The sequence below is a fragment of the Embleya sp. NPDC055664 genome, from assembly GCF_053618075.1.
Window position 1 is genome coordinate 93072 of the sequence record NZ_JBSHGZ010000011.1, and the last position, 23363, is coordinate 116434.

Below are 23363 nucleotides of genomic sequence, written 5' to 3' on the forward strand. Positions count from 1 at the left end.
AAACCACGATCGGCGGGAACCGACTCGGGCCGGCGCCGCTCATCCGGCAGGGCGCCACGCCGTCCGGATAGGGCCGGGCGGACTGGCCGGCGGGCCCGGCAGGGCGCCACTCCGCCCGGAGGATCGGGCGTCTGGCTCGGAACGGGGCAGCGCGGGCAGCCCGGCGGTTCCCGGTCCACCCGCCCGCCATCCGCGCCTGGCATACGGCAACCGGGCGCCGGCTCACGGTGGGGTCGCGAGCCGGCGTCCGGGCTTCGGGGGCGATCGCAGCGGTGTCGGGGGTCCCGTGCATCCGGCGGGATGCGCGGGACCGCCCCGGCACCATGGCCTCAGCTGATCGCGAAGTCGTCGCCGTATACCGAGCCCTGCCCGTACCAGCCGTGCAGGTAGACCGTCACGCTGCCGGACGCACCGACCGTGAACGGAACGGTCAGCTTGGCCCACGTGGTCCCGGGCGAGGCCCAGGTGCTTCCCGTCGCGCCCCCGCTCACGCCCAGGTAGGCGTAGTTGCCGCGAACCCAAGCGGTGAGGGTGTGGGTCGAGTTGGGGGCGAGTTGCAGCGTCTGCTTGCATTCCCCGGTCTGCGCCGCGCCGGCCGCGACCTCAAGGGCGTGCGTGCCGCCGTGCGTGGGCGTGGAGACCACCGCGCCGCCGGGCTGGCAGGTCCACGGAGCGAGCGAGCCGCTTTCCAGGTCGGCGTTGAGCAGGCCGCCGGAGGAGCCGTTGACGGTGAGCGTGTACACCGTGCTGTGCGTGGCCGACGGGCTGGTGCCGGTGACGGTGATCGGATAGGTGCCGGGGAGCAGGGCCGCGGTGGTGGAGATGTTCAGCGTCGCGGATCCGCCCGTGGTGACCGAGGCCGGGGTGACCGTGGCGTTGAGGCCGTTGCCGGTGCCGGACACCGTCAGTGCGATGGTTTCCGCCGCGCCGGCGGCGATCCCGGTGGTGAGCGTCGACGAGGTGCTGCCGCCCTGCGTGACGCTGCCCGACGCGGGACCGGCGAACAGGGTGAAGTCGTTGGTGACCGGCCCGGAGGTGACGGTCAGCGAGTAGGTCGCGCTGTGCGTCGCGGACGCGCCGACGCCGGTGACGGTGAGCGGGTAGGTGCCCGGGGTCGCCGTCGCGGAGGCGCTGACGTTCAGCGTCGCGGATCCGCCCGCGGTGACCGTGCCGGGCGTGATGGACGCGCTCACCCCGCTGGGGGCGCCGGTCACGGTGAGCGCGACGTTCTGCGCACTGCCCTGGGTGACCGCGGTGGTGATCGTCGACGAGGTGGTGCCGCTGCGCGCAACCGAGCCGGTGGTCGGGTTCAGGGTGAGCGCGAAGTCGTTGGTGACCGGTCCGCCGCCGCCGGTGAACGGTGCGAAGGTGTGGGTGAACTGCCATTGCTCCTGCGGGATTCCGGAGCAGTTGTCCTGCGCCGTACCCCCCGGGCAGGAGCCGTTGTCGCGCTGGAGGGCCCACATCGACAGGGTGCTGATCCCCTGCGTCTTGGCCCAGTCGACGACGGTGACCGCATCGGCCGTGGTGAACGTCTCGGCGGCGCCGAAGTCGTCTACGCCGGGCATCACGGTGACGCCGACCATGGCCCACAGTTCGGCCTGGGTCTTGTTCGGGTACAGCTGGCCGAGTTGGTTCTTCAGGCCGGTCGCGGCGCTCTTCGCGTCGTTGGCCATCTGGTGCGGCTGGTTGTCGTAGTAGTCGAACGTCATGATGTTGACGACGTCGACCTTGGTGCCGTTGCTCACCGCGTTCCGCAACACCGCCAGGCCGCTGTCGGCCAGGCCCGAGGTCGTGGTCGGCAGGGTGTACTGGATCTGCAACGAGCGGTTGTTGCTCGCCGCCCACGCCTGGACCTGCTTGAGCGCCTTGTTGCGGCGGTCGATTCCGGCCGTGTTGGTCAGCGAGTTGTCCTCGATGTCGAGGCAGATGCGGCTGATGTCGTAGGTGGAGATCACGTTCTCGATCGCCGTCGCGATGGAGTTGACGTTGGTGCAGCTGTCCGCGATCTCGGTGCCGGTGTTGTCCGCGGTGTAGCCGCCGAACGACGGGATCACGTCGCCGCCGGCCGCGCGGATCCTGGCGATGTCCGCGCCGAACGTGGACTGGGCGATGGGCATTCCGGTATCGCCGTTCCAATACGGCGTACACGAGCCCTTGCTCGGGGTCTGGATGAAGGCCATGGTCAGGTACTTCGCGCCGGACTGGGCGGACAGCGTCGCCGGGTTCTCCCCCGTCCACGCCTCGAAGTACGGCGCGAACACGCGGGTGGGCAGCGGTGTGGCGGCCTGCGCGCTCGCCTGTCCTGCCGTGGCGGGCGCCGCTGCCGTCGTCTGCGCGGTGGTCGGCGTGGTTTCCGCGGCGGCGTTCGCGGCGCCGCCCGAGGTCAGCACGAGGCCCAGCGACGCGGCGGCGGTGGCCACCACGGTCGCCAGGGTGCGGAGCGGACTTGGTCGTCGCATGGGTACTCCCGCTTTCTGAGGACGAGAAAGGGACTTGCGGAGCACGTGCGGGGCGGGACGGTGGGTGCGGGGTAGGCGCGGAGGGGGTGGAGCCGCGGGAGGACCGGTCGGGGCAGACGGGTTTTCGGTCGGGCGTCGCGCGGTCGGGACGGGCCGCGCGGGGTGGTTCGGGCCGGCGCGGTGGGGACGGCCGCGCCGGCGGATCGGGTGGAGGGATCGGGTGGTGCGGAGGGGCCGGCCCCGGGACCGGGCCGGTGCGAAGAGGGGTGCCGGCCCCCCGGGGACGTGGGGGGCGGCGCGGCGGGCGTGGTTTGGCCCACCTCCGGCCCGGCGGCGGTCGTCGGGTTGGTCGGGCCCGACGACTTCGTCCGGACCGGAGGTGGCATCTGTGGGGCGCCGGGCGCGGGTTCAGCGCCGGGCGCGGGCCTCCCGACGCCGGTTGGTCAGCACGACGGCGCCGCCGCCGATGATGATCAACGCACCCGCGCCGGCCGCGCCGACCGTGGCCGCGCGCGGCACGCCCGCCGGGCCCTGGTCCGGCACGGCCGCGGCCACCGGGGCCTCGTGGATGCTCTCGTGGGTACGCCCGGCGGGTTCGATGTACGGCGCGCCGGTCTCGTGCGCGAGCGGAGCGGTCGCCGCCGTCACCCGCTCGGCGGCGGCCGGTGCGGCGGCGGCGCCGAAGACCACGTCCGAGCAGGAGTAGAACGCCTCGGGGCTGTCGGAGCGTTGATAGATCACATAGACCAGGTGGCGCCCGGTCTTGCCCTGCGGCATCCGGCCGTTCATCACGAACGAGCCGTTGTCCAGCGGCGGATCGGTCTGGGTCAGGAACGGCGTGGCCTCCAGGTCGGACCAACGCAGCGGCACGGTGGGGTCGTAGCCGTCGCGGGTCACGAAGAACTGGAACGTGCCGCGGTGCGGGGAGGTGGCCCGGAACAGGAAGTTGAAGGTGCTGCCGGGGGAGACCGCGGTCGCGGGCCAGTCGGCGCGCGCCTGGTCGAAGCCCTTGTACTTGTCCCGCCCGGCGCTGCACAACTTGCCGTCCGGGATCAGCTGGTGGTGCCGACCGGCGACGTCCGCGAGGTTGACCTCGTTCCAGTCGTACACCGGCTGCGTGCCGCCGATGGCCACCGCAGCCTTGCACGCGGCGGACGTCGGGTTCTCCGGGTTCTCGGCACGACACGTGCCGGTACGGCTGAGCGGGTTGCTGAGTGTGCCGTGCGCCTGTGCGGTTCCGGTGGCCAGCGCGGCGATCGTCAAGGGTGCCAGGCAGCAGGCCGCGGCGAATGCCGCGACCTTGCGGGGAGACTTCATGAAGCCCTCCGGGTAAGGGAGTTGCCGATTGCGGGGACGCACGAAGACCGCATGGACGTCATACGGGAGCCCTCGAACGCGGGTGGGACGGTCGGCGCGGTTGGGACCTGTCGGCACTGGTGGGACGGTCGGCGCGGGTGGGACGGGGATCCGAGGTGGCCGCGACGGATCCCGGTATTCCGGCGTACGGGTGCCGCCGCCTGCGGTCCGGCGGGACAGGTATAGACCAATGACTGCGGCGCTACACAGATTCGTCGTGCTCGTCCGGTCGCGCAAGAGCGCGGAGCGGGTCTTTCCGATTCGATCGTGCCGTCGAGGGTTCATTACTCCCCAACCGAGGAGTTGCAAAAGCCCGCGAAAAGTCGGGCCGGCCTGCACGACCTTGTTTCTGACGAGGCATCAGATGTGTCGTCATTGTGCCGAGGAAAAATTTTCCTCGATCCGCAGCGGCCTTGCCAATACTTGCCGGGCGCGCCGAAAAAGTGCCCGCGACCCTATGGACGAGACCCAGGTTGGTATAGACCATTGCACCAGACACATCTCGAAGCGCAGTACGATCCGACACACCGCCCGGCCGCGAGCGGTGGAGTGCGCCAACCGGCGGCGCACACACGGCGGATCGCGCACCACCCTCGTCCCCCGACTCGTGTCCCAGACGTGTCCAGGAGCCGGCTCGATGAACCCTGAGTTCCCCGCCCCGTTCCCCTCCCCGCGCCGCGATCCCCGGTCCGGCGCCCCCCGGCCCGGCAACTCCCGTTCCCGGCAAGCCCGTTCCACCTCCACCGGACCGGTTCGGCGCCGGCTGCGTGCACTCGCCCGCGCCGTCGCCGTCACCGTTCTCGCCCCCATCGCGTTGGTGGTCCTGCCCGCCGGCGCCGCACACGCCGCCTCCCCCGAGGCGACGTTCGCCAAGGCGTCCGACTGGGGCTCCGGCTTCACCGGGCAGTACACCGTCCGCAACCAGGGCACCGGCACGCTCACCGGTTGGAAGGTCGAGTTCGACCTGCCCGCCGGCACCACGGTCGGCTCCTACTGGGACGCGCTGCAAAGCGGCTCCGGCAGCGGCGGCCACTACGTCTTCACCAACCGCGAGTACAACGGCACCCTCGCACCGGGCGCCTCGACCACGTTCGGCTTCCTCGGCGCCGGGTCCGGAACTCCCACCGGCTGCAAGCTCAACGGCAATCCGTGCACCGGACCGGCCACGCCGGACACCACCCCGCCGAGCACACCGACGAACCTGCGGGTGTCCACGGCCGGTTCCTCCTCGTTGACCCTGGCCTGGACCGCGTCCACCGACAACGACCGGGTCACCGGCTACGACGTGTACGTCGACGGCGTCGCCCGCGCCGGCACGGCCGACCCCGGCGCGACGCTGACCGGACTCACCCCGGACACCGCGTACCGGATCAAGGTCCGGGCGAAGGACGCCTCGGGCAACGTGTCCCCGTTCACCCCCGAGCTGATCGGCACCACCACGACGGGCGGCGGCAATCCGCCCGCGGGCTCCGTACGAAGCGTCCCGTACATCGACATCACCGCGCCCACCCCGACCCTGACCGACGTGGCCGCGGCCACCGGCCAGAAGTTGTTCACGCTCGCCTTCGTTCTGGGCAGCAACAGTGGTTGCGACCCCAAGTGGGGTGGCACGATCGCCCTCGACGAGCCGCGAATCCTCAACCAGATCGCGGCACTTCGGGCCCAGGGCGGCGACATCGTGGTCGCCTTCGGCGGCGCGGCCGGACCCTACCTGGAGGCGTCCTGCGGCAGCGCCGACGCGCTCGCCGCCGCGTACACCAAGGTGATCGACACGCTGGGGGCCAAGCACCTCGACATCGACATCGAGGCGTCCATCCCGATCGACACGATGAACAAGGCGCTGGCGAAGGTGCAGCGGGATCGGCCGGCCACCACGGTGAGCTTCACGCTGATGGTCCAGGGCGACGACTACGGTCTGACCCCGGCGCTGGGCGTGGACCTGCTGAAGAGCGCGCGGGACAACGGGGTTCGCGTCGACATCGTCAACCCGATGGCGATGGAGTTCGGCACGTCGCGCCCGGTGTGGGGCGACGCGGTGATCGCCGCCGCGGAATCGACGCTGCGTCAGATGAAGGAGATCTGGCCCGCCAAGTCCGACGCCGAACTCCGGGGCATGCTCGCGGTCACGCCGATGATCGGCCGCAACTTCAACGGCAAGATCTTCGTCCAGTCGGACGCGACCAAGCTGGTCTCCTGGGCCAACACCAACCACATCGGCCGACTGGCGTTTTGGTCGGTGGGTCGGGACAACGGCTCCTGCCCGGGCGGCGGGGTCTCCGCGACGTGCAGCAGCATCAGCCAGTCGCCCTATGAATTCACCAATCTCTTCAAGGGTTTCACCGGCTGAACCCCCTTCGGGATCCGTCCGGATCCCACCCGAATCCCCACCCGAATCCCACCCGAGGAAGAACCCGTGCCCGGCATCGATCGACCCCCTTTCGGTCGATGCCTCCCGAGCCCGGCGGCGACCACGCGACGCCGCCGGGCCATCCTCGTTCGCGGGTCGCGGGTCGTCCGTCGGAGTCGCCGGTCAGGGGTTGTTGAACCGGATTTCCGGGTTCGCCGGGGTCGGGCCGTCGAGCAGCGGTCGGGGCAGATGCCTCAGGTGGCGGTCGACGAAGGCGGCAAGGTAGGTACGGGTCAGGTCCAGCCCCCGCGCGCCCGGCACGGTCGTCGCCGATCCGCCGCCGGGCAGGCCGAGTTGGTCGAGGAAGACGGGGAAGTCGCTGAAGCTGAAGTGGGTGGCGTTCGCCACGGTCAACCACCGCTTCCAGCCGTCCAGTCGGGTCCACGCCTGGTCCCAGCTCGGGTCGTCGCCGCCCGGCCGATGGGTCTCGTCGTCGGTGCCGAAGAGCAGGAACGGCCGTTTGCCCCAGCCGGTTTCGGGCACGGCGGAGTGGAAGGCGCCGTCCATGTTCACGCCCGCCCGGATCCGGGTGTCGCCGACCATCGCCGCCGCCGCGCCCGCGCCGCCGATCGAGTGGCCGGCCGCGCCGATCCGGTGCCGGTCGATGAGGTCGGCGTACCGCCAGGCCGGGTCGGCCCCGGTGAGGCGATCCACCACGAACGACATGTCCCGGCCCCGGCCGGAAGTGGCCGCGACGAAGTCCTCCTCGGTGCGCACCTTCGTACAGGCCACGCAGGTGAGCATCCGGCCGCCGGGGAACGCGGTGCCCACCGACTCGTACGCGTGGTCGATCGCGGCCACCACGTAGCCCCGGCTCGCCAGATCCTCGGCGAGGCCGGTGAGGGTGAACACGGAATAGCCGAATCCCGGGGAGAGCACCACCAGCGGATACCGGCCGGGCGCGGGGCGGGCGTCGGCCCGCACGTCGGTGGCGGTCGTGCTCAACACCTCCGCGGGGAATACGTCCCCCATCCCGATGTCGGCCAACATCAGCCGCGCCTCGTCGACCGTGGCGTAGCGCGTGGGTGTGCCGGTCCCGCGGCGGGCGGGGTAGTACATCCCGACCATCAGTTCACGCGCCCCCGCCTCGGGCACCCACGGATCGGTCCGACTCGGGTCGACCAGGTGGAGGGATTGTCGGCCGACCCCGTAGGGCCCGGTCGGGTGCGGCAGCGAGGTACGCGGTCCGCCCGGCACGGGATCGGCGGCGAGCACGGTCCGCGCGGGCGGGGGCGAGGCGGCGGCGGGCAGGGCCACCGCGATCGGCAACACCAGCGCGAGCGCCGGTGGCAGCAGTCTGCGAAGCAGTGAGAATGCGGGCATACCCCGAACACTGGCCGCCGCCCCGCTCCGGCGCATCACCCTTCGGTCGCAGTCGGTGACCGCGCGCGCCTACATCCTGCGGCGCACCGGTCCGCCGCGCGGTTCGATCGGCCGATCGGACCACTCCCGGGTGGTTCGGCGGGGTGCTTCGGCGTGGCGCGGGAGCAGAGTGCCGGTGTCGCGGGGCGCGCCGGCGGATAGTGGAACGCAGGCGATCCCCCGGGCATCCGGTCACGTCCGCGACCGATGCCGCCCCACCTGGGAGAAGGCTCCGTGTCCGACACGCAGTTCGACTACGTCATCTACATCCGTGCCACCCCCGAGGTGTTGTGGCGCGCGCTCACCGAACGGGCCGAGATCGAGCGCTGGTTCGACGGCTCCGGGCCGGAGTCGGACTGGGCCGTCGGCTCGACCGTACGCTGGTCGATGTCCCCCCGGATGGCCCCGCGCGACGCCGGCCAGGTGGTCCTGGAGGCCGAGGCGCCACGACGGCTGGCGTACACCTGGCACAACTACGAACCCGAGATCGCCGAGATGTTCGGGTGGAGCGCGGAGCAGTTGGCCGAGCGTCGACTGGAGCCGGTGTCCAAGGTCGCGTTCGACCTGGTGCCGGTCGGCGAGGCGGTGGCGCTGCGCGTCCTGCACGATGGGTTCGCGCCCGGCTCGGAGATGTTGGCGAGCATTCGGGAAGGGTGGCCGATGATCCTGTCCAACCTCAAGACGGTGCTGGAGACCAACGAACCGCTGCGGTTCGGCGCGTAGCGCGAGGCGGCGTTTCGGGGTTCAGAGCGCCGGGCGGCGGGCGTCCGGGGCGGCGAGGAAGGATCGGACCACCTCGGTGAACGCGTGCGGTTCGGCGGCGTGCACCAGGTGGCCGACCGGGATGGTGACGACGCGCACGTCGGGGAGTCGGCGGCTCCATTCGGCGATGCGCTCCTGGGGGATGTGGCTGCCCGATCCGCCGCCGACGACGAGGGTGGGGGCGGTGATCAGGCCGAGGCGGTCCCACCAGGCGGGGTCGGGGCTGTCGATCTGCTTGCGGATGGCGATCACCATGTCCCAGTCGAAGCCGAGTTCGCCCTCCGGCCGCGTTGGCGCGACCGCCTCGCGCGGCACCGGGACGGAGACGTCCTCCAGGACCAACCGCCTGATCCGGTCCGGGTGTTCCTGGGCGAAGAGGTAGGCCACGATGCCGCCCATCGAATGGCCGATCAGGTCCACCCGAGCCAAGCCCAGCGCGTCCAGGCAGCCGAGGAGGTCGTCTCGCATGAGTTCGAGCGAGTAGCTGCCGGGCCGGTCGCTGCGCCCGTGTCCGCGCAGTTCGACGACGTACACCCGCCAGGTGTCGGCCAGGCGGCGCGCTATCTCGTCCCAGTCCGCGGCGTCCTCCCCGAGCGCGTGCAACAACACGATCGGCGGAGCCGCGGGATCCCCCCAGACCTCATGAACCAGCCGCACCCCGTCGACCTCGACCACGCCGACCACACCACTCGATTCGCCCATATTCGGACCATACCGAGGACCCACACACCAACGGAACAGCCCACAAAGCCCAAGCCGAACGCCGAGCGCGAAGCGCGGGGCAAACGCAAAGCGGACGGCGGCGACGGAACGCGGGCCGGGCGCGAAGCGCGGGGCGGGCGCGGGGCGGGCGCGAAGCGGGTGGGTGTGCGGGGGTGGGCGTGGCGGGGTGGAGGGGTTGGGGCTTGCGGAGGCAGGGGCTGGGCTGTGATCAGGGCCGGGGGTTTGGCTCGGTGGGGCCGGCGGGTGTGGGGGCTTCGGGTGTGGGGTCGATGGGGGTGATGCCTTCGAGGTGGAGGAGGTTGGGTAGGAGGCCTGGGAAGCGGGCGTTGAATTCTTCCGCGCGCAGGCGCAGGGTCATGCCCGTGCCGGTGTTGCGCTGGACGATCAGGCCGGCTTCCCGCAGCACCTTCCAGTGGTACGAGCGGGTGGACTTCGAGCCGGGTACGGAAAGCGCCGTGCACGGCAGTTCGCGATCCGGATCGGCGGCCAGTGTGACCACCACGCCGCGTCGGTGGTCGTCGGACAACGCGGCGAAGACCGCACTCAGCGCCACCTCGTCGAGTGACGGGTGGGGCATCTGAACAGGCATCCCGAATCCCACTCCTCGGTCCGATCCCGGTTGCCGGCGTATGCCGTCGGTGTCTACGGTACCGAGGTACGAAGATTTTCGAACCACCCCACGGGGAGTGCACTCATGACGAACACCCGTCCGACCATCGCCGTGCTGGGCACCGGCATCATCGGTGCCGCCCTCGCCCGCAACCTGGCGCGCGCCGGGTTCGCCGTTCGGGCCTGGAACCGCAGTCCGGAAAAGGCGGCGGCACTGGTCGCCGACGGGGTGACCGCGGCCGAGACCCCGGCCGACGCGGTCACCGGCGCCGACTTCGTGCTCACCGCGCTCAACGATGGCCCGCGCGTGCTCGACGCGATGCGCGCGGCGACCCCGGGCCTGCGCAAGGGCACGACGTGGGTGCAGGTCAGCACGGTCGGCGTGGACGCGTTCGACGAGCTGGCCGAATTCGCCCGCGCCCAGGGCCTGTTCCTCGTGGACGCCCCCGTCCAGGGCACCCGCGGACCGGCCGAGCAGGGGAAGCTGGTGATCCTGGCGGCGGGCGAGCCGGGCATTCGGGACCGGGTGCAGCCGCTGTTCGACACGATCGGACAGCGCACCATGTGGGTGGGCGAGGACGGTACGTCCGGCACCGCGAGCCGGCTCAAGCTCGTCCTGAACACCTGGGTCCTGGCGCTGACCCACGGCGTGGGCGAGACGTTGGCGCTGGCCAAGGGCCTGGATGTGGACCCGAAGCTGGTCTTCGACGCGATCACCGGCGGCCCGCTGGACAACCCGTACTTCCACCTGAAGGGCGGCGCCATCCTCGCGAACGAATACACCCCGTCCTTCACCGTGGACAACGCGGAGAAGGACGCCCGACTGGTCCTGCAGGCCGCGGAGCACGCGGGCGTCCGCGTGGACGTCGTCGCGGCCGGCGCCGAACGCCTCCATCGCGCCTCCGAACAGGGCCACGGCGACAAGGACATGGCCGCCACGTATCTCGCCTCCTTCGACGACTGACGGCCACGGCCACGCCCCCCGGGTGCCGCCGCCCCCACCGGGTTCAGGCTCGGGGGGCGCGGTCGGCGTCCGCCAGGCGGCGGGTGACGGTCGGGACGACCACGGCCGCGGCCACCAGGTGGGCGCCGCACAACATGAGCTTGGTCGAGATCGCGGTGTCGCCGGCCAGGATCGGGCTGATCATGGACAGCGCGGTCAGGGCGACGGTGGTGCGCAGGTACGTCCGCGCCGGACGGGCCGCTCGGCGCGCGATCAACACGGCCAGCAGCGTGCCGACGCTCATGGCCACCGCCACGCCCATGGCGAACATCCCCACGGTGATCGGCTCCGCCGTCGCCGCGCCGATGTTCCCGGCCCGCATCGGCGAACCGAGCTCGCGCGCAATCAGGCCGTACACCTCGGTGGCGACCGCCGCGACCGCCCCGGCGGCCACGCTGACCAGCCACACCGGCCGGGTCGAGATGAAGGCCGGGGTCGAACGGTCGTGGGCGGCGGGGCGGGTGAAGGTCTGGGCCATGGCGATCTCCTCGGGCGGTCGTTTCGTTGTCGTCACCGGGAAGTCGGAGCCGCCCCCGGGTTCTCGACGCCCCGCGCACAAACTTTTCCGCGCGACTTCGAGGCGACCCGAACCCCCGCCTCCCGTACGGGCGTAGGGTCGGTGCCATGGGTGAGTTGGTGGGATTCGCGCTGGTCGCCGGCAGCCTCGCCGCCGCGGTGGGTGTGTGCCTGTGGCTCGCCGCCCGCGTACGCCGCAGGGGCACCGGCGGCGCGGCCATTCGCGCCGCCATGTCCGCCTATGACGAGGCCCTGCACGGAACGGCGAACGACGCCTACGTGGAGATCCAGGTCCAGGCGCGGCGCAAGGTGCCGGTGCGGTCGCCCGACGACCCCTGGCGCTCGTCCCGATTCGACCCCACCCGGCGCGACGACGACCGCACCGCGCCGCCGCCCCGAGCCCGCGCGCCCCGCACGGCGGTACGCGGCCGACTTCGGCGGTTGTGGTCGAGGCGCACTCCGGCGGATCGGGCCCCGGGCGGGACACTCCGACGGGTGACCGCCGAGGCGACGAGCCCGCGAGCCGGTCGCCGGTTCACCGCACGATCGCCGCGCGCAAGCCGGTCCGGCCCGCGTACGCCGATCTTCGGACCCGCGACGATCCCGGTCGGGTAGTTCGTCCCGGCCCTTCTCGGCGTGACGCCGTCGCCCTTCGCACGACACCGTCCACGCCCTCTTCGCCGGGCACTTCGCCACCTGCCGCCGGCCCGCGCATGGTAGCCCCGGCCCGACCGGGCGATCCCCGCCGCCCCGACACCGCCGACCAACCGGTCCTGCCGGCCACGGACCCGCTCCACACCACATCGCCGTGCCCGCACGCCCCCCACCGCCGACGCCGCGAAAAGTTGCCTCACCCGCCCGAATGCCCAGGCCGGGGCCCTCGAACGCACCCTCCGCGTCCCTAAGTTGTGGCTCGGAACTTAATTTTCCCCCACGTGAGGTCTGGCGGACACCCCGTGCGGCTATTACGTTGTCGCCCACAACATTTACGGCGCGGTCGCCGCCCGACTGTCGACCGCTCACCCCTGCGCACAGCTCCGCACGCCGCACCACCCCGTGACGCCATCACGTCCCCCGCCGGCCCCACCGGCGCGTGCCCGAAGGGATCCACCATGCGCAAGAGGTTCCTCGTGTCCGTCTCCGCCTGTGTGCTGGTCGCCGCCGGCACCCTGTCCGCCTGTTCGGACACCTCCGGCTCCGGGTCCGGGTCCTCCGGTGCCCCCGGCGCGTCCGGTGCCCCCGGCGGCAATGGCAAGAAGGCGAAGATCGGCGTGATCCTCCCGGACAGCAAGACCTCGGGTCGCTGGGAGACCAACGACCGCAAGTACCTGACCGAGGCGTTCAAGGCCGCCGGCGTCGACTACGACATCCAGAACGCCCAGGGCGACAAGTCCCAGTTCCAGACGCTCGCCGACCAGATGATCACCAACGGCGCCACCGTCCTGATCATCGTCAACCTGGACAGCGGCACCGGGAAGGCCGTACTGGACAAGGCGAAGTCGCAGGGCGTGGCGACCATCGACTACGACCGGCTGACCCTGGGCGGCAGCGCCCAGTACTACGTCAGCTTCGACAACGTGAAGGTCGGCACGCTGATGGGCCAGGGCATCGAGAAGTGCCTGTCCGCCGCCGGTGCGCAAAAGCCGACCATCGCGATGCTCAACGGCTCGGCCACCGACAACAACGCGACGCTGCTCAAGCAGGGCTACGACGGGGTGCTCAAGCCGAAGTTCGACTCGGGCGAGTACGTGAAGGGCCCGGACCAGGCCGTCCCGGACTGGAACAACACCGAGGGCGCCAACATGTTCGAGCAGATGCTCACCCAGTCGCCGAACATCTCCGGTGTGGTGGCCGCCAACGACGGCCTGGGCAACGCGGCGATCTCGATCCTGAAGAAGCAGAAACTCAACGGCCGGGTGCCGGTCACCGGGCAGGACGCGGAGACCACCGCGCTGCAGAACATCCTGGTCGGCGACCAGTGCATGACCGTCTACAAGGCGATCAAGAAGGAGGCCGACGCGGTCTCCGGCCTGGCCGTGGCGCTGGCCAAGGGCCAAAAGCCCAGCGTGCCCGCCACCGTGCGCGACCCCGAGGGCAAGCGCGACGTGCCGTCCGTACTCCTGGAGCCGCTGGCGATCTACAAGGAGAACGTCAAGGACGTCGTCGCCGACGGCTACGTCACCAAGGACACGCTGTGCACGGGCGCCTACGCCGCCAAGTGCACCGAGTTCGGCATCAACTGACCGTTCGGGCCCCGCGATCGTGCCGGAACCGACACCCACGAGGGTCGGTTCCGGTCGGCGCGTCCCACCCCTGCCGCCCCCAAGCGAGGAGCCCGCATCGTGGCCCTGTCCCCCACCCCCGCCCCGCCGCCCGCGTCGAATCCGGTGCTCGAACTGCGCGGCGTCAACAAGAGCTTCGGCGCCGTCCACGTGCTGCGCGACGTCGACCTGTCCGTATACGAGGGCCAGGTGACCGCGCTCGTCGGCGACAACGGCGCGGGCAAGTCGACCCTGGTCAAGTGCATCGGCGGGATCCACACCGCCGACTCCGGCGAATACTTCTTCGACGGTGCTCCGGTCACCGTGCACAGCCCGCGCGACGCTTCCGACCTGGGCGTGGAGATCGTCTACCAGGACCTCGCCCTGTGCGACAACCTCGACATCGTGCAGAACATGTTCCTCGGTCGCGAACGCCGGCGGGGCTGGGTGCTCGACGAGGACAGCATGGAGCAGATCGCCGAGGAGACCCTTGCGGGCCTGTCCGTGCGTACCGTCTCCTCGATCCGCCAGCGCGTCTCCAGCCTCTCCGGCGGCCAGCGCCAGACCGTGGCCATCGCCAAGGCGGTGTTGTGGAACAGCAAGGTCGTGGTGCTGGACGAACCCACCGCCGCGCTGGGCGTGTCGCAGACCGCGCAGGTGCTCGAACTGGTCCGCCGGCTCGCCGACAACGGCCTGGCCGTCGTGCTCATCTCGCACAACATGAACGACGTGTTCGCGGTCGCCGACCGGATCGCGGTGCTCTACCTGGGCCGGACCGCCGCCCAGGTCAACGCGGGTGAGATCACCCATTCCCAGATCGTCGAACTCATCACGTCGGGACAGACCGAGGCATTCGGTCCCGGTGCCGGTCGAAACGGAGTGAACCGATGACGAGCAGCGCCCTGCCTCTCGCCGACGGCAACAGCGGGACCGGTGCCCCCGAATCACCGGTGGTCGCCCACGTGAAGGACTACCTCGCCCGGCTGCGCGGCGGCGACACCGGCGCCATGCCCGCGGTGCTCGGCCTGGTCGTGCTGTGCACGGTATTCGCCATCATGCGCCCCAAGTTCCTGAGCGCGGGCAACTTCGCCAACCTGTTCACCCAGGGCGCCGCGGTCACCGTGATCGCGATGGGACTGATCTTCGTCCTGGTCCTGGGCGAGATCGACCTGTCCGCGGGCTTCGCCAGCGGGGTGTGCGCGGCGGTGCTCGCCGTGCTGCTCACCGAACACGACTGGCCCTGGTACGCCGCAGTGCTCGCCGCGCTGGTCGTGGGCATGGTGATCGGCCTGGTCCTGGGCGTGCTGGTGGCCAAGGTCGGCATCCCGTCCTTCGTGGTCACCCTCGGCGCGTTCCTGGCCTTCCAGGGTGTCTCGCTGCTGCTGGTCAAGGGCGGCACCAACGTGCCGGTGCGCGACTCGACCATCCTGGCCATCTCCAACCGCAACCTCGCCCCGATCGTCGGCTGGCTGCTGGCCGCCGCCGCGGTCGCCGGGTACGGGGTGGTGCACGTGCGCCGCAACCGCAGCCGGGCGCGCCGCGGGCTGAGCGCCGAGCCGATCACGATCACCGGCCTGCGGATCGGCGTGCTCGCCGTGCTGGTCGGCCTCGCCGTGTACGTGCTCAACCAGGAGCGCAGCCGCAACACGGTGATCTCCTCGCTGCGCGGTGTGCCGATCGTGGTACCGGTCCTGGTGATCCTGCTCCTGGTCGGCACGTTCGTGCTGCGCCGCACCCCGTACGGGCTGAGCCTGTACGCGGTCGGCGGCAACCGCGAGGCGGCCCGGCGGGCCGGGATCAATGTGGACCGGGTGCGCATCTCGGCGTTCGTGATCTGCTCCACGATGGCCGCGATCGGCGGCATCGTCGCCGCCTCCCGGGCCAACTCGGTCGACTCCAACACCGGTGGCAGCAACGTGCTGTTGTATGCCGTGGGCGCCGCGGTGATCGGCGGCACCAGCCTGTTCGGCGGCAAGGGACGGGTGCTGGACGCGGTGCTCGGTGGCGCGGTGGTCGCGGTGATCGACAACGGCATGGGGCTCATGGGGTACAGCGCCGGCGTCAAGTACGTTGTGACCGGCGTCGTGCTGCTCCTCGCCGCCGGGGTCGACGCCCTGTCGCGGCGGCGGGCCGAAGCCGCCGGGCTGCGGTGACGCCGCCCTCCCCCTCGATCGACGCCACGGATGAGAAAGGCAGGGTCCGCAGCCCGATGCGCGCAGCGCCCACCCAGGAGGACATCCGCAGGCAGAACCTGGGGGCGCTGCTGCGCCACGTGCACGTACTCGGCCCCACCTCCCGGGCCCGGTTGACCGCCGGCATGGGCCTGAACCGCAGCACGATCGGCGCGCTGACCACGGAACTCGCGGCGGCCGGGCTGATCGTCGAGGAGGCGCCGCGCGACACCTCCGGCGGCGGGCGGGGCCGGCCCTCGCTCGTGGTGCGGGCCCAGTCGCAGCGGGTGTACGTGTACGCCTTCACGATCGGCGTGGACCGGCTGGTCGCGGCCCGGGTCGGGCTCGGCGGGGTGATCCTGGATCGCCGCGAACTCCAGCGCCCGGGCAGCGGGTTCTCGCCGAAGGAGGTGGCCGAGGCGCTCGGCGGGTTCGTCGCCCAGATGCGGCTGAGCGCGCCGCACGACGGGGTGTGCGTGGGCGCGGGCGTGGCGGTGTGCGCGATGGTGCGCGGCTCGGACGGCACGATTCCCGAGGGGCCCACCCAGGATTGGCGCAACGAACCGCTGGGGGAGCGGCTTTCGACCGCGATCGGGATGGTGGTCATGGTCGGCAACGACGCCGACCTGGGGGTGGTCGCCGAGCACACCCGGGGTGCGGCGGTGGGCTGCGACGACGTGATCTACCTGCACGGCGACGTGTGCATCGGCGGCGGCATCCTGTCCGCCGGGCGGCCGGTGGCCGGCGGCGACGGGTACGCGGGCGAGGTCGGGCACATGGTGGTCAATCCGGACGGGCGGCCGTGTCGGTGCGGGGCGCGCGGGTGCTGGGAGGCGGAGATCGGCGAGTTCGCGCTCACCCGGGGCACCGCGAAGCACGCCATCGGCGGTCTGGCGGACGCGGCGGCGCGCGGCGACCACGACGCGGAGGAGGGGATGCGCCGGGTCGGCGACTGGCTCGGCCTGGGCGTGGCCAACCTGGTGAACATCCTCAACCCGCAGATGGTGGTGTTCGGCGGCACGCTGCGCGAGGTGTACCTGGCCACCGCCGCGCAGGTGCGCAGTCGGCTCAACCGCACCAGCCTGTCGGTCACCCGCGAACACCTCAAACTGCGCACGGCGGCCCTCGGCGACGACGCCCCGCTGTACGGCGCCGCCGAACTGGCCTTCGCCCGCCTGCTGGACAACCCCCTGGAATCGGGGCTGACGCCGGCGGCGGGATAGGCGGTCGGCAGGCGGTCGGCGGCGGGACAGGTGGTCGGCGGCGCGATAGGCGGTCGGCGGCGCGCCCACGATCGGGTGGACTCGGCGCGTCGAATCCGCCGTCCGGGTGACCTTTCGGGGCACCCGGCGTGGCGCGCCCTGTTTCATGGTCCTCGTGCGGGCCGCCGAGTCCGGAGGGTGCATCGCGCCCGAGCATCCCCCGAACCCGGCGGCCGACACTCCGAAGCCCCTGCCGCCCCATCGGCGTTCACCGCCGGCGCCGCGCCCGTCCGACGCGGGTCCGCCGCATCCGATCCCGGGCAGCGGCCGACGGAGCAGCGATCCACGAGCAGCACCGGGAGTCGGCATGGCCACGAGCACCCTCCGCGACCGGGTCGCCCTGGTCGCCGGAGCCACCCGAGGCGCCGGACGCGGCGTCGCGGTCGAGCTCGGTGCGGCCGGCGCGACCGTATACGTCACCGGCCGCAGCACCCGCGGGCAACGCTCCGAGTACGACCGCCCGGAGACCATCGAGGACACCGCCGACCTGGTCACCGCCGCCGGCGGCCACGGCATCGCGGTACCCACCGACCACCTGGAGCCGGCCCGGGTCCGAGCGCTGATCGAGCGGATCGACGCCGAGCAGGGCCGCCTCGACGTGCTGGTCAACGACATCTGGGGCGGCGAGAAGTTGTTCGCCTGGGACACCCCGATGTGGGAACACGACCTGGACGACGGGCTGCGGATCCTGCGCCTCGCCGTGGACACGCACGCGATCACCGGCCATCACGCCCTGCCGCTGCTGCTGCGCACCCCCGGCGGCCTGGTGGTGGAGATGACCGACGGCACCAACGAGTACAACCGCGACAACTACCGGGTGTCCTTCTTCTACGACCAAGTCGGCGGTGTTGCGGATGGCCTTCGCACTCGGCCACGAACTCGGCCCGCGCGGCGCCACCGCCGTCGCCCTCACCCCGGGGTGGCTGCGCTCGGAGATGATGCTCGACGCGTACAAGGTGACCGAGGCGAACTGGCGCGACGCCCTGAAGGTGCAGCCGCACTTCGGCATCTCCGAGTCCCCGGCGTACGTGGGCCGGGCCGTGGCGGCGCTGGCCGCCGACCCCGACGTGGCCCGCTGGAACGGGCAGTCCCTCTCCAGCGGGCAACTCGCCGGCGTCTACGGCTTCACCGACACGGACGGCAGCCGCCCCGACGCCTGGCGCTACCTGGTCGAGGTCCAGGACCGCGACCTCCCCGCCGACCAGACCGGTTACCGCTGAGCCGCGCCCGGGCACGCCGGGCTGTACCGCAAACGTCCCGACCCCGCCCGATGCCCCGGTCACCCCGACCCGGGTACCGTTGAAACCCACCTGCCGTCGAAACCCAACTCCCCTGCCCCCGAAGGCATTCCGCCCCCGCCGGGGGCGACCGCGCGGTCCGCGACGGCGCTGTGGTCCCGGACGGCCGTCCACCGTGTGGCCTAGCTGGGGGTGGGGTGGACCGGGAAGGGGTTCCGAGGGGCATCGCCCCCGGTGGTCGACCGATGACCGATCCACTCCGGGTGTCCCGCGCGGTGCCCGCCCGACGCAGGACGGTGCCCAGCCGATGAGTGAAGCCGCGGTGGTCGAGGTGGAGCGCGGGCCGGCGCTGCGGCGGGTGATCCCGCTGCTTCCGGCGCTGCTCTACATCACCATCGTGGCCGTCGACTTCGGCACGCCGGACGAGTTCCGGACCGACACGATGTTGTGCCTGGTGCCGATGACCGCGTCCGCGCTGATCCCGGTGCGTCCGACCGTGGTGTACGCGATCCTCGCCACGGTGACGTTCCTGATCCTGGACCCGTGGCTGGCGCCGGTGGGGTACGAACACGACTGGGCCGGGTTCGTGGTGGTCGTGCTGGGCGGGGCGATCGCGGTGACGACGGTGTGGCTCCGGACCCGATTGCAGGATCGGGTCTCGCGCCTGGGCAACGTGGTCGAACACGTCCAGCGCGCACTGCTGCCGCCGGTGCCGCCGGTGGTGGGCGGAGTCCGGGTCGAGCGCAGCTATCTGGCCGCCGAACGGGACGCGGAGGTCGGCGGCGACGTCTACGACGTGGTGGACACCCCGCATGGGACGCGCGCGTTCATCGCCGACGTGCAGGGCAAGGGGCTGACCGCGGTGGGCGCGAGCGCGGCGCTGGTCGGCACGTTCGACGAGGCGGCCCACGCCGAGCCGGACCTGTGGCGGGTCGGGCGGCGCATGGGCGCGGGGTTGGAGCGCTTCGGCCGCAACCAGGTGCTGCTCGGCGAGCCGGACACGGACTGGTTCGCCACCGCGCTGATCGTCGGCTTCGACGGGGACGGCCGGGTCGAGCTGACCAACCACGGGCACGAGGCACCGGCGGTGATCGGCCCGTCCGGGGTGCGCTGGTTGCAGGTGCCGCCGGAGTTGCCGCTGGGTCTGGCCGGACTGGTGCCGGCCGAGGACCGGGCGCCGACGTACCGGTTCCGAATGACCCCGGACGAATCGTTGCTGCTGTACACCGACGGCACCACCGAGGCGCGGGACGCCGCCGGCCGGTTCTTCCCGCTGCGCGACTGGGTCGCCCGGCACGCGGATCCGAACCGGTCCGCGGCCGAGTTGTTGGCCGGTCTGCAGAAGGCGCTGCTCGCGCACGTGGGCGGGCGGCTCACCGACGACGCGGCGCTGATGGTGCTGCGCCCGGTGGGACCGGAGCCGGCGGGCCCGTAGGGGTCGCGAGAAAAACGCTGCGGTCGGTTGGGCGCCGGGACTACCGTCGGCGCAGCGACACGAACGCACAACACGGCCGATGCGGGGCCGGGGATGCGACGGGGGCAGGCCGTGCGAAATCGGATGCGTGGATGGGCACGTGCCCTGGTGGTGCTCGTCCTGCTGGGCGCGGGCACCACGGAGAGCACGCGCGTGCCGGACGGTCGGCCCGTGATCGAGGTGGACGCGCCGGCGGCGCTGGTGGATCAGGCGGTGCACATCCGGATCGGCGGGTTGACGGCCGGGGAGAGGGTCGGCGTCGATCTCGGGGCGGTGGACGCCGAGGGTGAGCCGTGGCACGGCCACGCCACGTTTCGGGCGGACTCGCACGGGGTGGTCGACCTGGACACCGCGACGCCCCTGTCGGGTACCTACCGAACACCGGACGGCATGGGGTTGTTCTGGTCGATGAACCCGAGGTCGGGCGATCCCGAAGAGGCCTTCTTCTTCGCACAGGACTCCGGGGACCATTCCTTCGACCTCACCCTCACGGCCGCAGTCCCCGGTCGCCGTCCCGTCTCCCGGACGCTGACCAGGCAGTGGATGGCACCCGGGGTCACCACCCGGATTCTCGCCCCCGCCACGGACGGGGTGAGCGGGATGTTCTTCCTGCCCGCACCCGGTACCCCTCGACACCCGGCCGTGCTCGCCTTCGGCGGCTCGGAGGGCGGACCCGGCCCGATCACCGACGCCGTACTGCTCGCCGCACACGGCTACCCGGCGCTGGCTCTCGGCTACTTCGGGCTCCCGGGTCTCCCCGGCACGTTGGACAACATCCCGCTGGAGTACTTCGCCCGTGGCGCCCGCATCCTGGCCGCCCAACCGGGCGTAGATCCCGAACACATCCTTGTCCAGGGCTATTCGCGCGGCACCGAGGCCGCCCTGCTCCTCGCCCAGAACCACCCCGATCTTGTGCACGGCGCGATCGTGTACGCGCCGTCGACGAGGGTCTACGCCGGCTTCTCGGGTGGGCCTGCCTGGACCAAGGACGGCGGGCCCATCGCCGAGGAACACATCCCCCTCGACCGCATCGACGGCCCGGTCCTGGCCATCGCCGGCACCGACGACCGATTATGGCCGGCGGCGGATTCGGCCAGAGCGATCGTCGACGAACTCGGCGCCCGTGGCAGCCCCTATCCGCACCGGGCGCTGATCTTCCCCGATGCGGGGCACGGCGTCGGCACACATCCCTACGTCGCCGCCGGCACCCGACCCACCCACCCGGTGACCAAGGGGCCGCTCGACCTCGGCGGCACCCGGGCCGCCAACGCCGCCGCCCAGGCGCAGGGTTGGCCGCAGGTCGTCGCCCTGCTCGCGTCCCTGGCCCGCTGAGCGGCGCCGACGACGACCGACCAATCAGCGGATGCGCAGTACCAGCTTGCCCGTGTTCGCCCCGGTGAACAGGCGCAGCAGGGTCTCCGGGAAGGCCGTGACGTCGCCCTCGACCACGTCCTCGCGCGCGCGGAGTCGGCCGTCCGCGAGCCACCCGGCCAGCTCCGCCGTCGCCTCGGGGTAGCGGTCGGCGTAGTCGAAGACCACCATGCCGGTCATCGACGCCCGATTGACCAGCAGGGAAAGGTAGTTGCTGGGCCCCGGGCCGGGTTCGGTGTTGTTGTACTGGGAGATCGCGCCGCACACGATCACCCGCGCGCCCCGGGCCAGCCGGGTCAGCGCGGCGTCCAGGATCGTGCCGCCGACGTTGTCGAAGAACACGTCCACGCCGTCGGGGCAGTGCTTGCGCAGCGCGGCGGGCACGTCGTCGTTCTTGTAGTCGACGGCCGCGTCGAAGCCGAACTCCTCGGTCAGCGTGCGGCACTTGTCCGGCCCGCCGGCGATGCCCACCGCCCGGCAGCCCTTCAACGTGGCCAGCTGGCCGACCACGCTGCCCACCGCACCGGCCGCGCCGGACACGAGTACGGTCTGCCCCGGCTGCGGACGGCCGATGTCGAACAGGCCGAAGTACGCGGTCAGTCCGGTGGTGCCGAGGACGCCCAGATGGGTCTCGGGCGGGGCGATGCCCAGGTCCACCCGACGCACCCCCTCGCCGTCGGTCTCCGCGTACTCCTGCACGCCGAACCGGCCGAACACGTGGTCCCCGACCGCGAAGTCCGGATGCCGCGAGGCGAGCACGCGGCCGATGCCGCCGGCGCGCATCACCTCGCCGATCCGCACCGGCGGGATGTACGAGCGCACGTCGTTCATCCAGCCGCGCATCGCCGGGTCGAGCGAGATGTGCGAGACCTCGACCAGGAGGCGCCCGTCGGCCGGTTCGGCCACCGGTTCGGTGGTCGGCTCCCAGTCGGTGGGCACGGGCAGGCCGGACGGGCGCGCGGCCAGCCGGATCTGACGGTTCGTGGCGGCGGGCGTGGTCATACGGGACGCAACTCCTTGGTCGTGGGCGGGCGGTCGGACGGGACCTCGTGCGCGGTACGGATGCCGGACGGTCAGGGGACGAGCAGGGAGAGCGTGTCCGCGACGCACGCCGGCTTTGCGACGCCCTCGATCTCGATGGTGTGCCGCACCGTCAGCCGCACGCCCTGCGCGGTCCGTACCGCGTCGACCAGGACGGCGTGGTCGCGGATCCGCGCGCCGACGGGCACCGGGGCCGGGAAACGCACCTTGTCCGAGCCGTAGTTGACGCCCATCCGCACCTCGCGCACGGTGAACAGGTCGGCGGCCAGGACGGGGATCAGCGACAGGGTGAGATAGCCGTGCGCAATGGTGGTGCCGAAGGGGCCCTCCTTGGCCCGTTCGGGGTCGACGTGGATCCACTGATGGTCGCCGGTCGCGTCGGCGAAGGTGTCGATACGTTCCTGGTCGACGGTCAACCAGTCACCGGTACCCAGTGGTTCGCCCTTGGCCGCGAACACCTCGTCGACGTTCTCGAACACACGCATGGTGGATGCTCCTTCGGGATGGACCCGGGCCGGGGGTGGCCGGCCCGGGCGCCTGGGTGGTGTGCCCCGCGGTCAGCAGAGCGGGCCGCCGGCGACGTAGATCACCTGGCCCGAGACGAAGCCCGCGTCCTCGCCGGTCAGGAACGCGATGGTGTTGGCGATGTCCTCGGGGCGGCCGACCCGGCGGACCGGGATCTGCGCGGCCGCGGCCTCCTGGAACGCCTCGAACTCCATGCCGACGCGGGCCGCGGTGGCCGCGGTCATGTCGGTGACGATGAAGCCCGGCGCCACCGCGTTGGCGGTCACCCCGAACTTGCCCAGTTCGAAGGCGAGGGTCTTGGTGAAGCCCTGGAGTCCGGCCTTGGCCGCCGAGTAGTTGGCCTGCCCCCGGTTGCCCAGCGCGGACGAGCTGGAGAGGTTGACGATCCGGCCCCAGCCGGCGGCGGTCATGTGCGCCTGGACCGCGCGGCTCATCAGGAACGCGCCGCGCAGGTGTACATCGATGACCGTGTCCCAGTCGCTGTCGGACATCTTGAACAGCAGGTTGTCCCGGATCACGCCGGCGTTGTTGACCAGCACGGTCGGCGCGCCGAGGGTGTCGGCCACGCGCGCGACGGCGGCGTCCACCTGGTCGCCGACGGTGACGTCGGCGCCGACCGCGAGCGCCGTGCCGCCGGCTGCGACGATCGCGGCGACCGTGTCGGCACAGGCGGCCTCGTCCAGGTCGAGCACGGCCACGGCCCTGCCCTCGGCGGCGAGTCGGCGGGCGGTGGCCGCGCCGATGCCGCGCGCGGCGCCGGTGACGATGGCCACGCGCGGGGTGGTCGAGGTCGCGGTCGCGGGGGTGTTCTCGGTCATGG

General features: G+C 71.9%; 19 protein-coding genes and 1 pseudogene. 11 read left to right on the plus strand and 9 right to left on the minus strand.

All coding sequences use genetic code 11. The annotated features are described in order from the left end of the window. Nucleotides 1-329 precede the first annotated feature (329 nt). Both ACWGR4_RS20365 and ACWGR4_RS20370 read right to left on the minus strand, forming a co-directional pair. Nucleotides 330-2462, minus strand: a complete 2133-nt coding sequence (locus ACWGR4_RS20365) for a glycosyl hydrolase family 18 protein (RefSeq protein WP_380014882.1) — start codon at nt 2460-2462, stop codon at nt 330-332. Nucleotides 2463-2870: 408 nt separating this feature from the next. Beyond that, entirely contained in the window at nt 2871-3779 is a 909-nt protein-coding gene (locus ACWGR4_RS20370) for a lytic polysaccharide monooxygenase auxiliary activity family 9 protein (protein WP_452134223.1), read from the minus strand. Nucleotides 3780-4455: 676 nt separating this feature from the next. On the opposite strand from ACWGR4_RS20370, the gene ACWGR4_RS20375 reads away from it, so the two are divergent. After that, nucleotides 4456-6165, plus strand: coding sequence for a cellulose binding domain-containing protein (locus ACWGR4_RS20375; RefSeq protein WP_452133024.1), 1710 nt, complete (start codon nt 4456-4458; stop codon nt 6163-6165). Nucleotides 6166-6348: 183 nt separating this feature from the next. Here the strand turns inward: ACWGR4_RS20375 and ACWGR4_RS20380 are convergent, their stop codons facing one another. Then, nucleotides 6349-7548 carry an alpha/beta hydrolase family protein gene (locus tag ACWGR4_RS20380; protein ID WP_452133023.1) on the minus strand — a complete coding sequence of 400 codons (1200 nt, stop codon included), beginning with the start codon at nt 7546-7548 and terminating at the stop codon, nt 6349-6351. 273 nt (nt 7549-7821) lie between these two features. Here ACWGR4_RS20380 and ACWGR4_RS20385 point away from each other — a divergent pair, with 273 nt between their 5' ends. Continuing rightward, entirely contained in the window at nt 7822-8310 is a 489-nt protein-coding gene (locus ACWGR4_RS20385) for an SRPBCC family protein (protein WP_452133022.1), read from the plus strand. Nucleotides 8311-8331: 21 nt separating this feature from the next. Here ACWGR4_RS20385 and ACWGR4_RS20390 read toward each other — a convergent pair whose 3' ends face one another. Together ACWGR4_RS20390 and ACWGR4_RS20395 are read right to left on the minus strand one after the other, a co-directional pair. Further along, entirely contained in the window at nt 8332-9051 is a 720-nt protein-coding gene (locus ACWGR4_RS20390; RefSeq protein ID WP_452133021.1) for an alpha/beta fold hydrolase, read from the minus strand. 229 nt (nt 9052-9280) lie between these two features. After that, entirely contained in the window at nt 9281-9661 is a 381-nt protein-coding gene (locus tag ACWGR4_RS20395) for an ArsR/SmtB family transcription factor (RefSeq protein WP_452133020.1), read from the minus strand. Between the two features lie 105 nt (nt 9662-9766). On the opposite strand from ACWGR4_RS20395, the gene ACWGR4_RS20400 reads away from it, so the two are divergent. Further along, a complete protein-coding gene (locus ACWGR4_RS20400; RefSeq protein WP_380014862.1) occupies nt 9767-10645 on the plus strand; it encodes an NAD(P)-dependent oxidoreductase in 879 nt (292 codons plus the stop codon). A gap of 43 nt (nt 10646-10688) precedes the next feature. Here the strand turns inward: ACWGR4_RS20400 and ACWGR4_RS20405 are convergent, their stop codons facing one another. Then, the gene (locus ACWGR4_RS20405; protein ID WP_380014859.1) at nt 10689-11162 is read right to left on the minus strand and encodes a DUF6069 family protein; all 474 of its coding nucleotides are present in this window, start codon (nt 11160-11162) and stop codon (nt 10689-10691) included. Nucleotides 11163-11308: 146 nt separating this feature from the next. Between ACWGR4_RS20405 and ACWGR4_RS20410 the strand changes: the two genes are divergently transcribed. The 8 genes and pseudogenes from ACWGR4_RS20410 (at nt 11309) to ACWGR4_RS20445 (ending at nt 20938) form a co-directional block, all read left to right on the plus strand. After that, complete coding sequence (locus tag ACWGR4_RS20410; RefSeq protein ID WP_452133019.1) at nt 11309-11815, plus strand: hypothetical protein; 507 nt, start codon at nt 11309-11311, stop codon at nt 11813-11815. A 497-nt stretch (nt 11816-12312) separates the two neighbouring features. After that, nucleotides 12313-13443, plus strand: coding sequence for a sugar ABC transporter substrate-binding protein (locus tag ACWGR4_RS20415; RefSeq protein WP_380014853.1), 1131 nt, complete (start codon nt 12313-12315; stop codon nt 13441-13443). A gap of 99 nt (nt 13444-13542) precedes the next feature. Further along, complete coding sequence (locus ACWGR4_RS20420; protein WP_246126582.1) at nt 13543-14352, plus strand: ATP-binding cassette domain-containing protein; 810 nt, start codon at nt 13543-13545, stop codon at nt 14350-14352. After that, complete coding sequence (locus tag ACWGR4_RS20425) at nt 14349-15614, plus strand: sugar ABC transporter permease (protein ID WP_452133018.1); 1266 nt, start codon at nt 14349-14351, stop codon at nt 15612-15614. The genes ACWGR4_RS20420 and ACWGR4_RS20425 overlap by 4 nt, the downstream gene beginning before the upstream one ends. Before the next feature lie 56 nt (nt 15615-15670). Further along, a complete protein-coding gene (locus ACWGR4_RS20430) occupies nt 15671-16855 on the plus strand; it encodes an ROK family protein (protein ID WP_380014846.1) in 1185 nt (394 codons plus the stop codon). A 346-nt stretch (nt 16856-17201) separates the two neighbouring features. Continuing rightward, a pseudogene (locus tag ACWGR4_RS20435) lies at nt 17202-18114 on the plus strand (SDR family oxidoreductase). A 325-nt stretch (nt 18115-18439) separates the two neighbouring features. After that, the gene (locus ACWGR4_RS20440) at nt 18440-19567 is read left to right on the plus strand and encodes a PP2C family protein-serine/threonine phosphatase (RefSeq protein ID WP_452133017.1); all 1128 of its coding nucleotides are present in this window, start codon (nt 18440-18442) and stop codon (nt 19565-19567) included. Between the two features lie 123 nt (nt 19568-19690). Next, nucleotides 19691-20938: an acyl-CoA thioesterase/BAAT N-terminal domain-containing protein gene (locus ACWGR4_RS20445; protein WP_452133016.1), complete on the plus strand. Its 1248-nt coding sequence runs from the start codon at nt 19691-19693 to the stop codon at nt 20936-20938. Nucleotides 20939-20962: 24 nt separating this feature from the next. Here the strand turns inward: ACWGR4_RS20445 and ACWGR4_RS20450 are convergent, their stop codons facing one another. The 3 genes from ACWGR4_RS20450 to fabG form a co-directional block, all read right to left on the minus strand. Beyond that, on the minus strand, nt 20963-21979 hold the full coding sequence (locus ACWGR4_RS20450) for an NADP-dependent oxidoreductase (RefSeq protein WP_452133015.1): 1017 nt from the start codon (nt 21977-21979) through the stop codon (nt 20963-20965). A gap of 71 nt (nt 21980-22050) precedes the next feature. Beyond that, complete coding sequence (locus ACWGR4_RS20455) at nt 22051-22503, minus strand: MaoC family dehydratase (protein ID WP_380014831.1); 453 nt, start codon at nt 22501-22503, stop codon at nt 22051-22053. Between the two features lie 72 nt (nt 22504-22575). Further along, nucleotides 22576-23361, minus strand: a complete 786-nt coding sequence (gene fabG / locus ACWGR4_RS20460) for a 3-oxoacyl-ACP reductase FabG (RefSeq protein WP_380014828.1) — start codon at nt 23359-23361, stop codon at nt 22576-22578. Nucleotides 23362-23363 lie beyond the last annotated feature (2 nt).

What these genes read in the sequence shown, in the direction of transcription:
- ACWGR4_RS20365 (WP_380014882.1), bottom strand. Translation starts at nt 2,462, where the DNA reads ATGCGACGACCAAGTCCGCTCCGCACCCTGGCGACCGTGGTGGCCACC.
- ACWGR4_RS20370 (WP_452134223.1), bottom strand. Translation starts at nt 3,779, where the DNA reads ATGAAGTCTCCCCGCAAGGTCGCGGCATTCGCCGCGGCCTGCTGCCTG.
- ACWGR4_RS20375 (WP_452133024.1), top strand. Translation starts at nt 4,456, where the DNA reads ATGAACCCTGAGTTCCCCGCCCCGTTCCCCTCCCCGCGCCGCGATCCC.
- ACWGR4_RS20380 (WP_452133023.1), bottom strand. Translation starts at nt 7,548, where the DNA reads ATGCCCGCATTCTCACTGCTTCGCAGACTGCTGCCACCGGCGCTCGCG.
- ACWGR4_RS20390 (WP_452133021.1), bottom strand. Translation starts at nt 9,051, where the DNA reads ATGGGCGAATCGAGTGGTGTGGTCGGCGTGGTCGAGGTCGACGGGGTG.
- ACWGR4_RS20395 (WP_452133020.1), bottom strand. Translation starts at nt 9,661, where the DNA reads ATGCCTGTTCAGATGCCCCACCCGTCACTCGACGAGGTGGCGCTGAGT.
- ACWGR4_RS20400 (WP_380014862.1), top strand. Translation starts at nt 9,767, where the DNA reads ATGACGAACACCCGTCCGACCATCGCCGTGCTGGGCACCGGCATCATC.
- ACWGR4_RS20405 (WP_380014859.1), bottom strand. Translation starts at nt 11,162, where the DNA reads ATGGCCCAGACCTTCACCCGCCCCGCCGCCCACGACCGTTCGACCCCG.
- ACWGR4_RS20410 (WP_452133019.1), top strand. Translation starts at nt 11,309, where the DNA reads ATGGGTGAGTTGGTGGGATTCGCGCTGGTCGCCGGCAGCCTCGCCGCC.
- ACWGR4_RS20415 (WP_380014853.1), top strand. Translation starts at nt 12,313, where the DNA reads ATGCGCAAGAGGTTCCTCGTGTCCGTCTCCGCCTGTGTGCTGGTCGCC.
- ACWGR4_RS20425 (WP_452133018.1), top strand. Translation starts at nt 14,349, where the DNA reads ATGACGAGCAGCGCCCTGCCTCTCGCCGACGGCAACAGCGGGACCGGT.
- ACWGR4_RS20430 (WP_380014846.1), top strand. Translation starts at nt 15,671, where the DNA reads ATGCGCGCAGCGCCCACCCAGGAGGACATCCGCAGGCAGAACCTGGGG.
- ACWGR4_RS20440 (WP_452133017.1), top strand. Translation starts at nt 18,440, where the DNA reads ATGAGTGAAGCCGCGGTGGTCGAGGTGGAGCGCGGGCCGGCGCTGCGG.
- ACWGR4_RS20445 (WP_452133016.1), top strand. Translation starts at nt 19,691, where the DNA reads ATGCGTGGATGGGCACGTGCCCTGGTGGTGCTCGTCCTGCTGGGCGCG.
- ACWGR4_RS20450 (WP_452133015.1), bottom strand. Translation starts at nt 21,979, where the DNA reads ATGACCACGCCCGCCGCCACGAACCGTCAGATCCGGCTGGCCGCGCGC.
- ACWGR4_RS20455 (WP_380014831.1), bottom strand. Translation starts at nt 22,503, where the DNA reads ATGCGTGTGTTCGAGAACGTCGACGAGGTGTTCGCGGCCAAGGGCGAA.
- fabG (WP_380014828.1), bottom strand. Translation starts at nt 23,361, where the DNA reads ATGACCGAGAACACCCCCGCGACCGCGACCTCGACCACCCCGCGCGTG.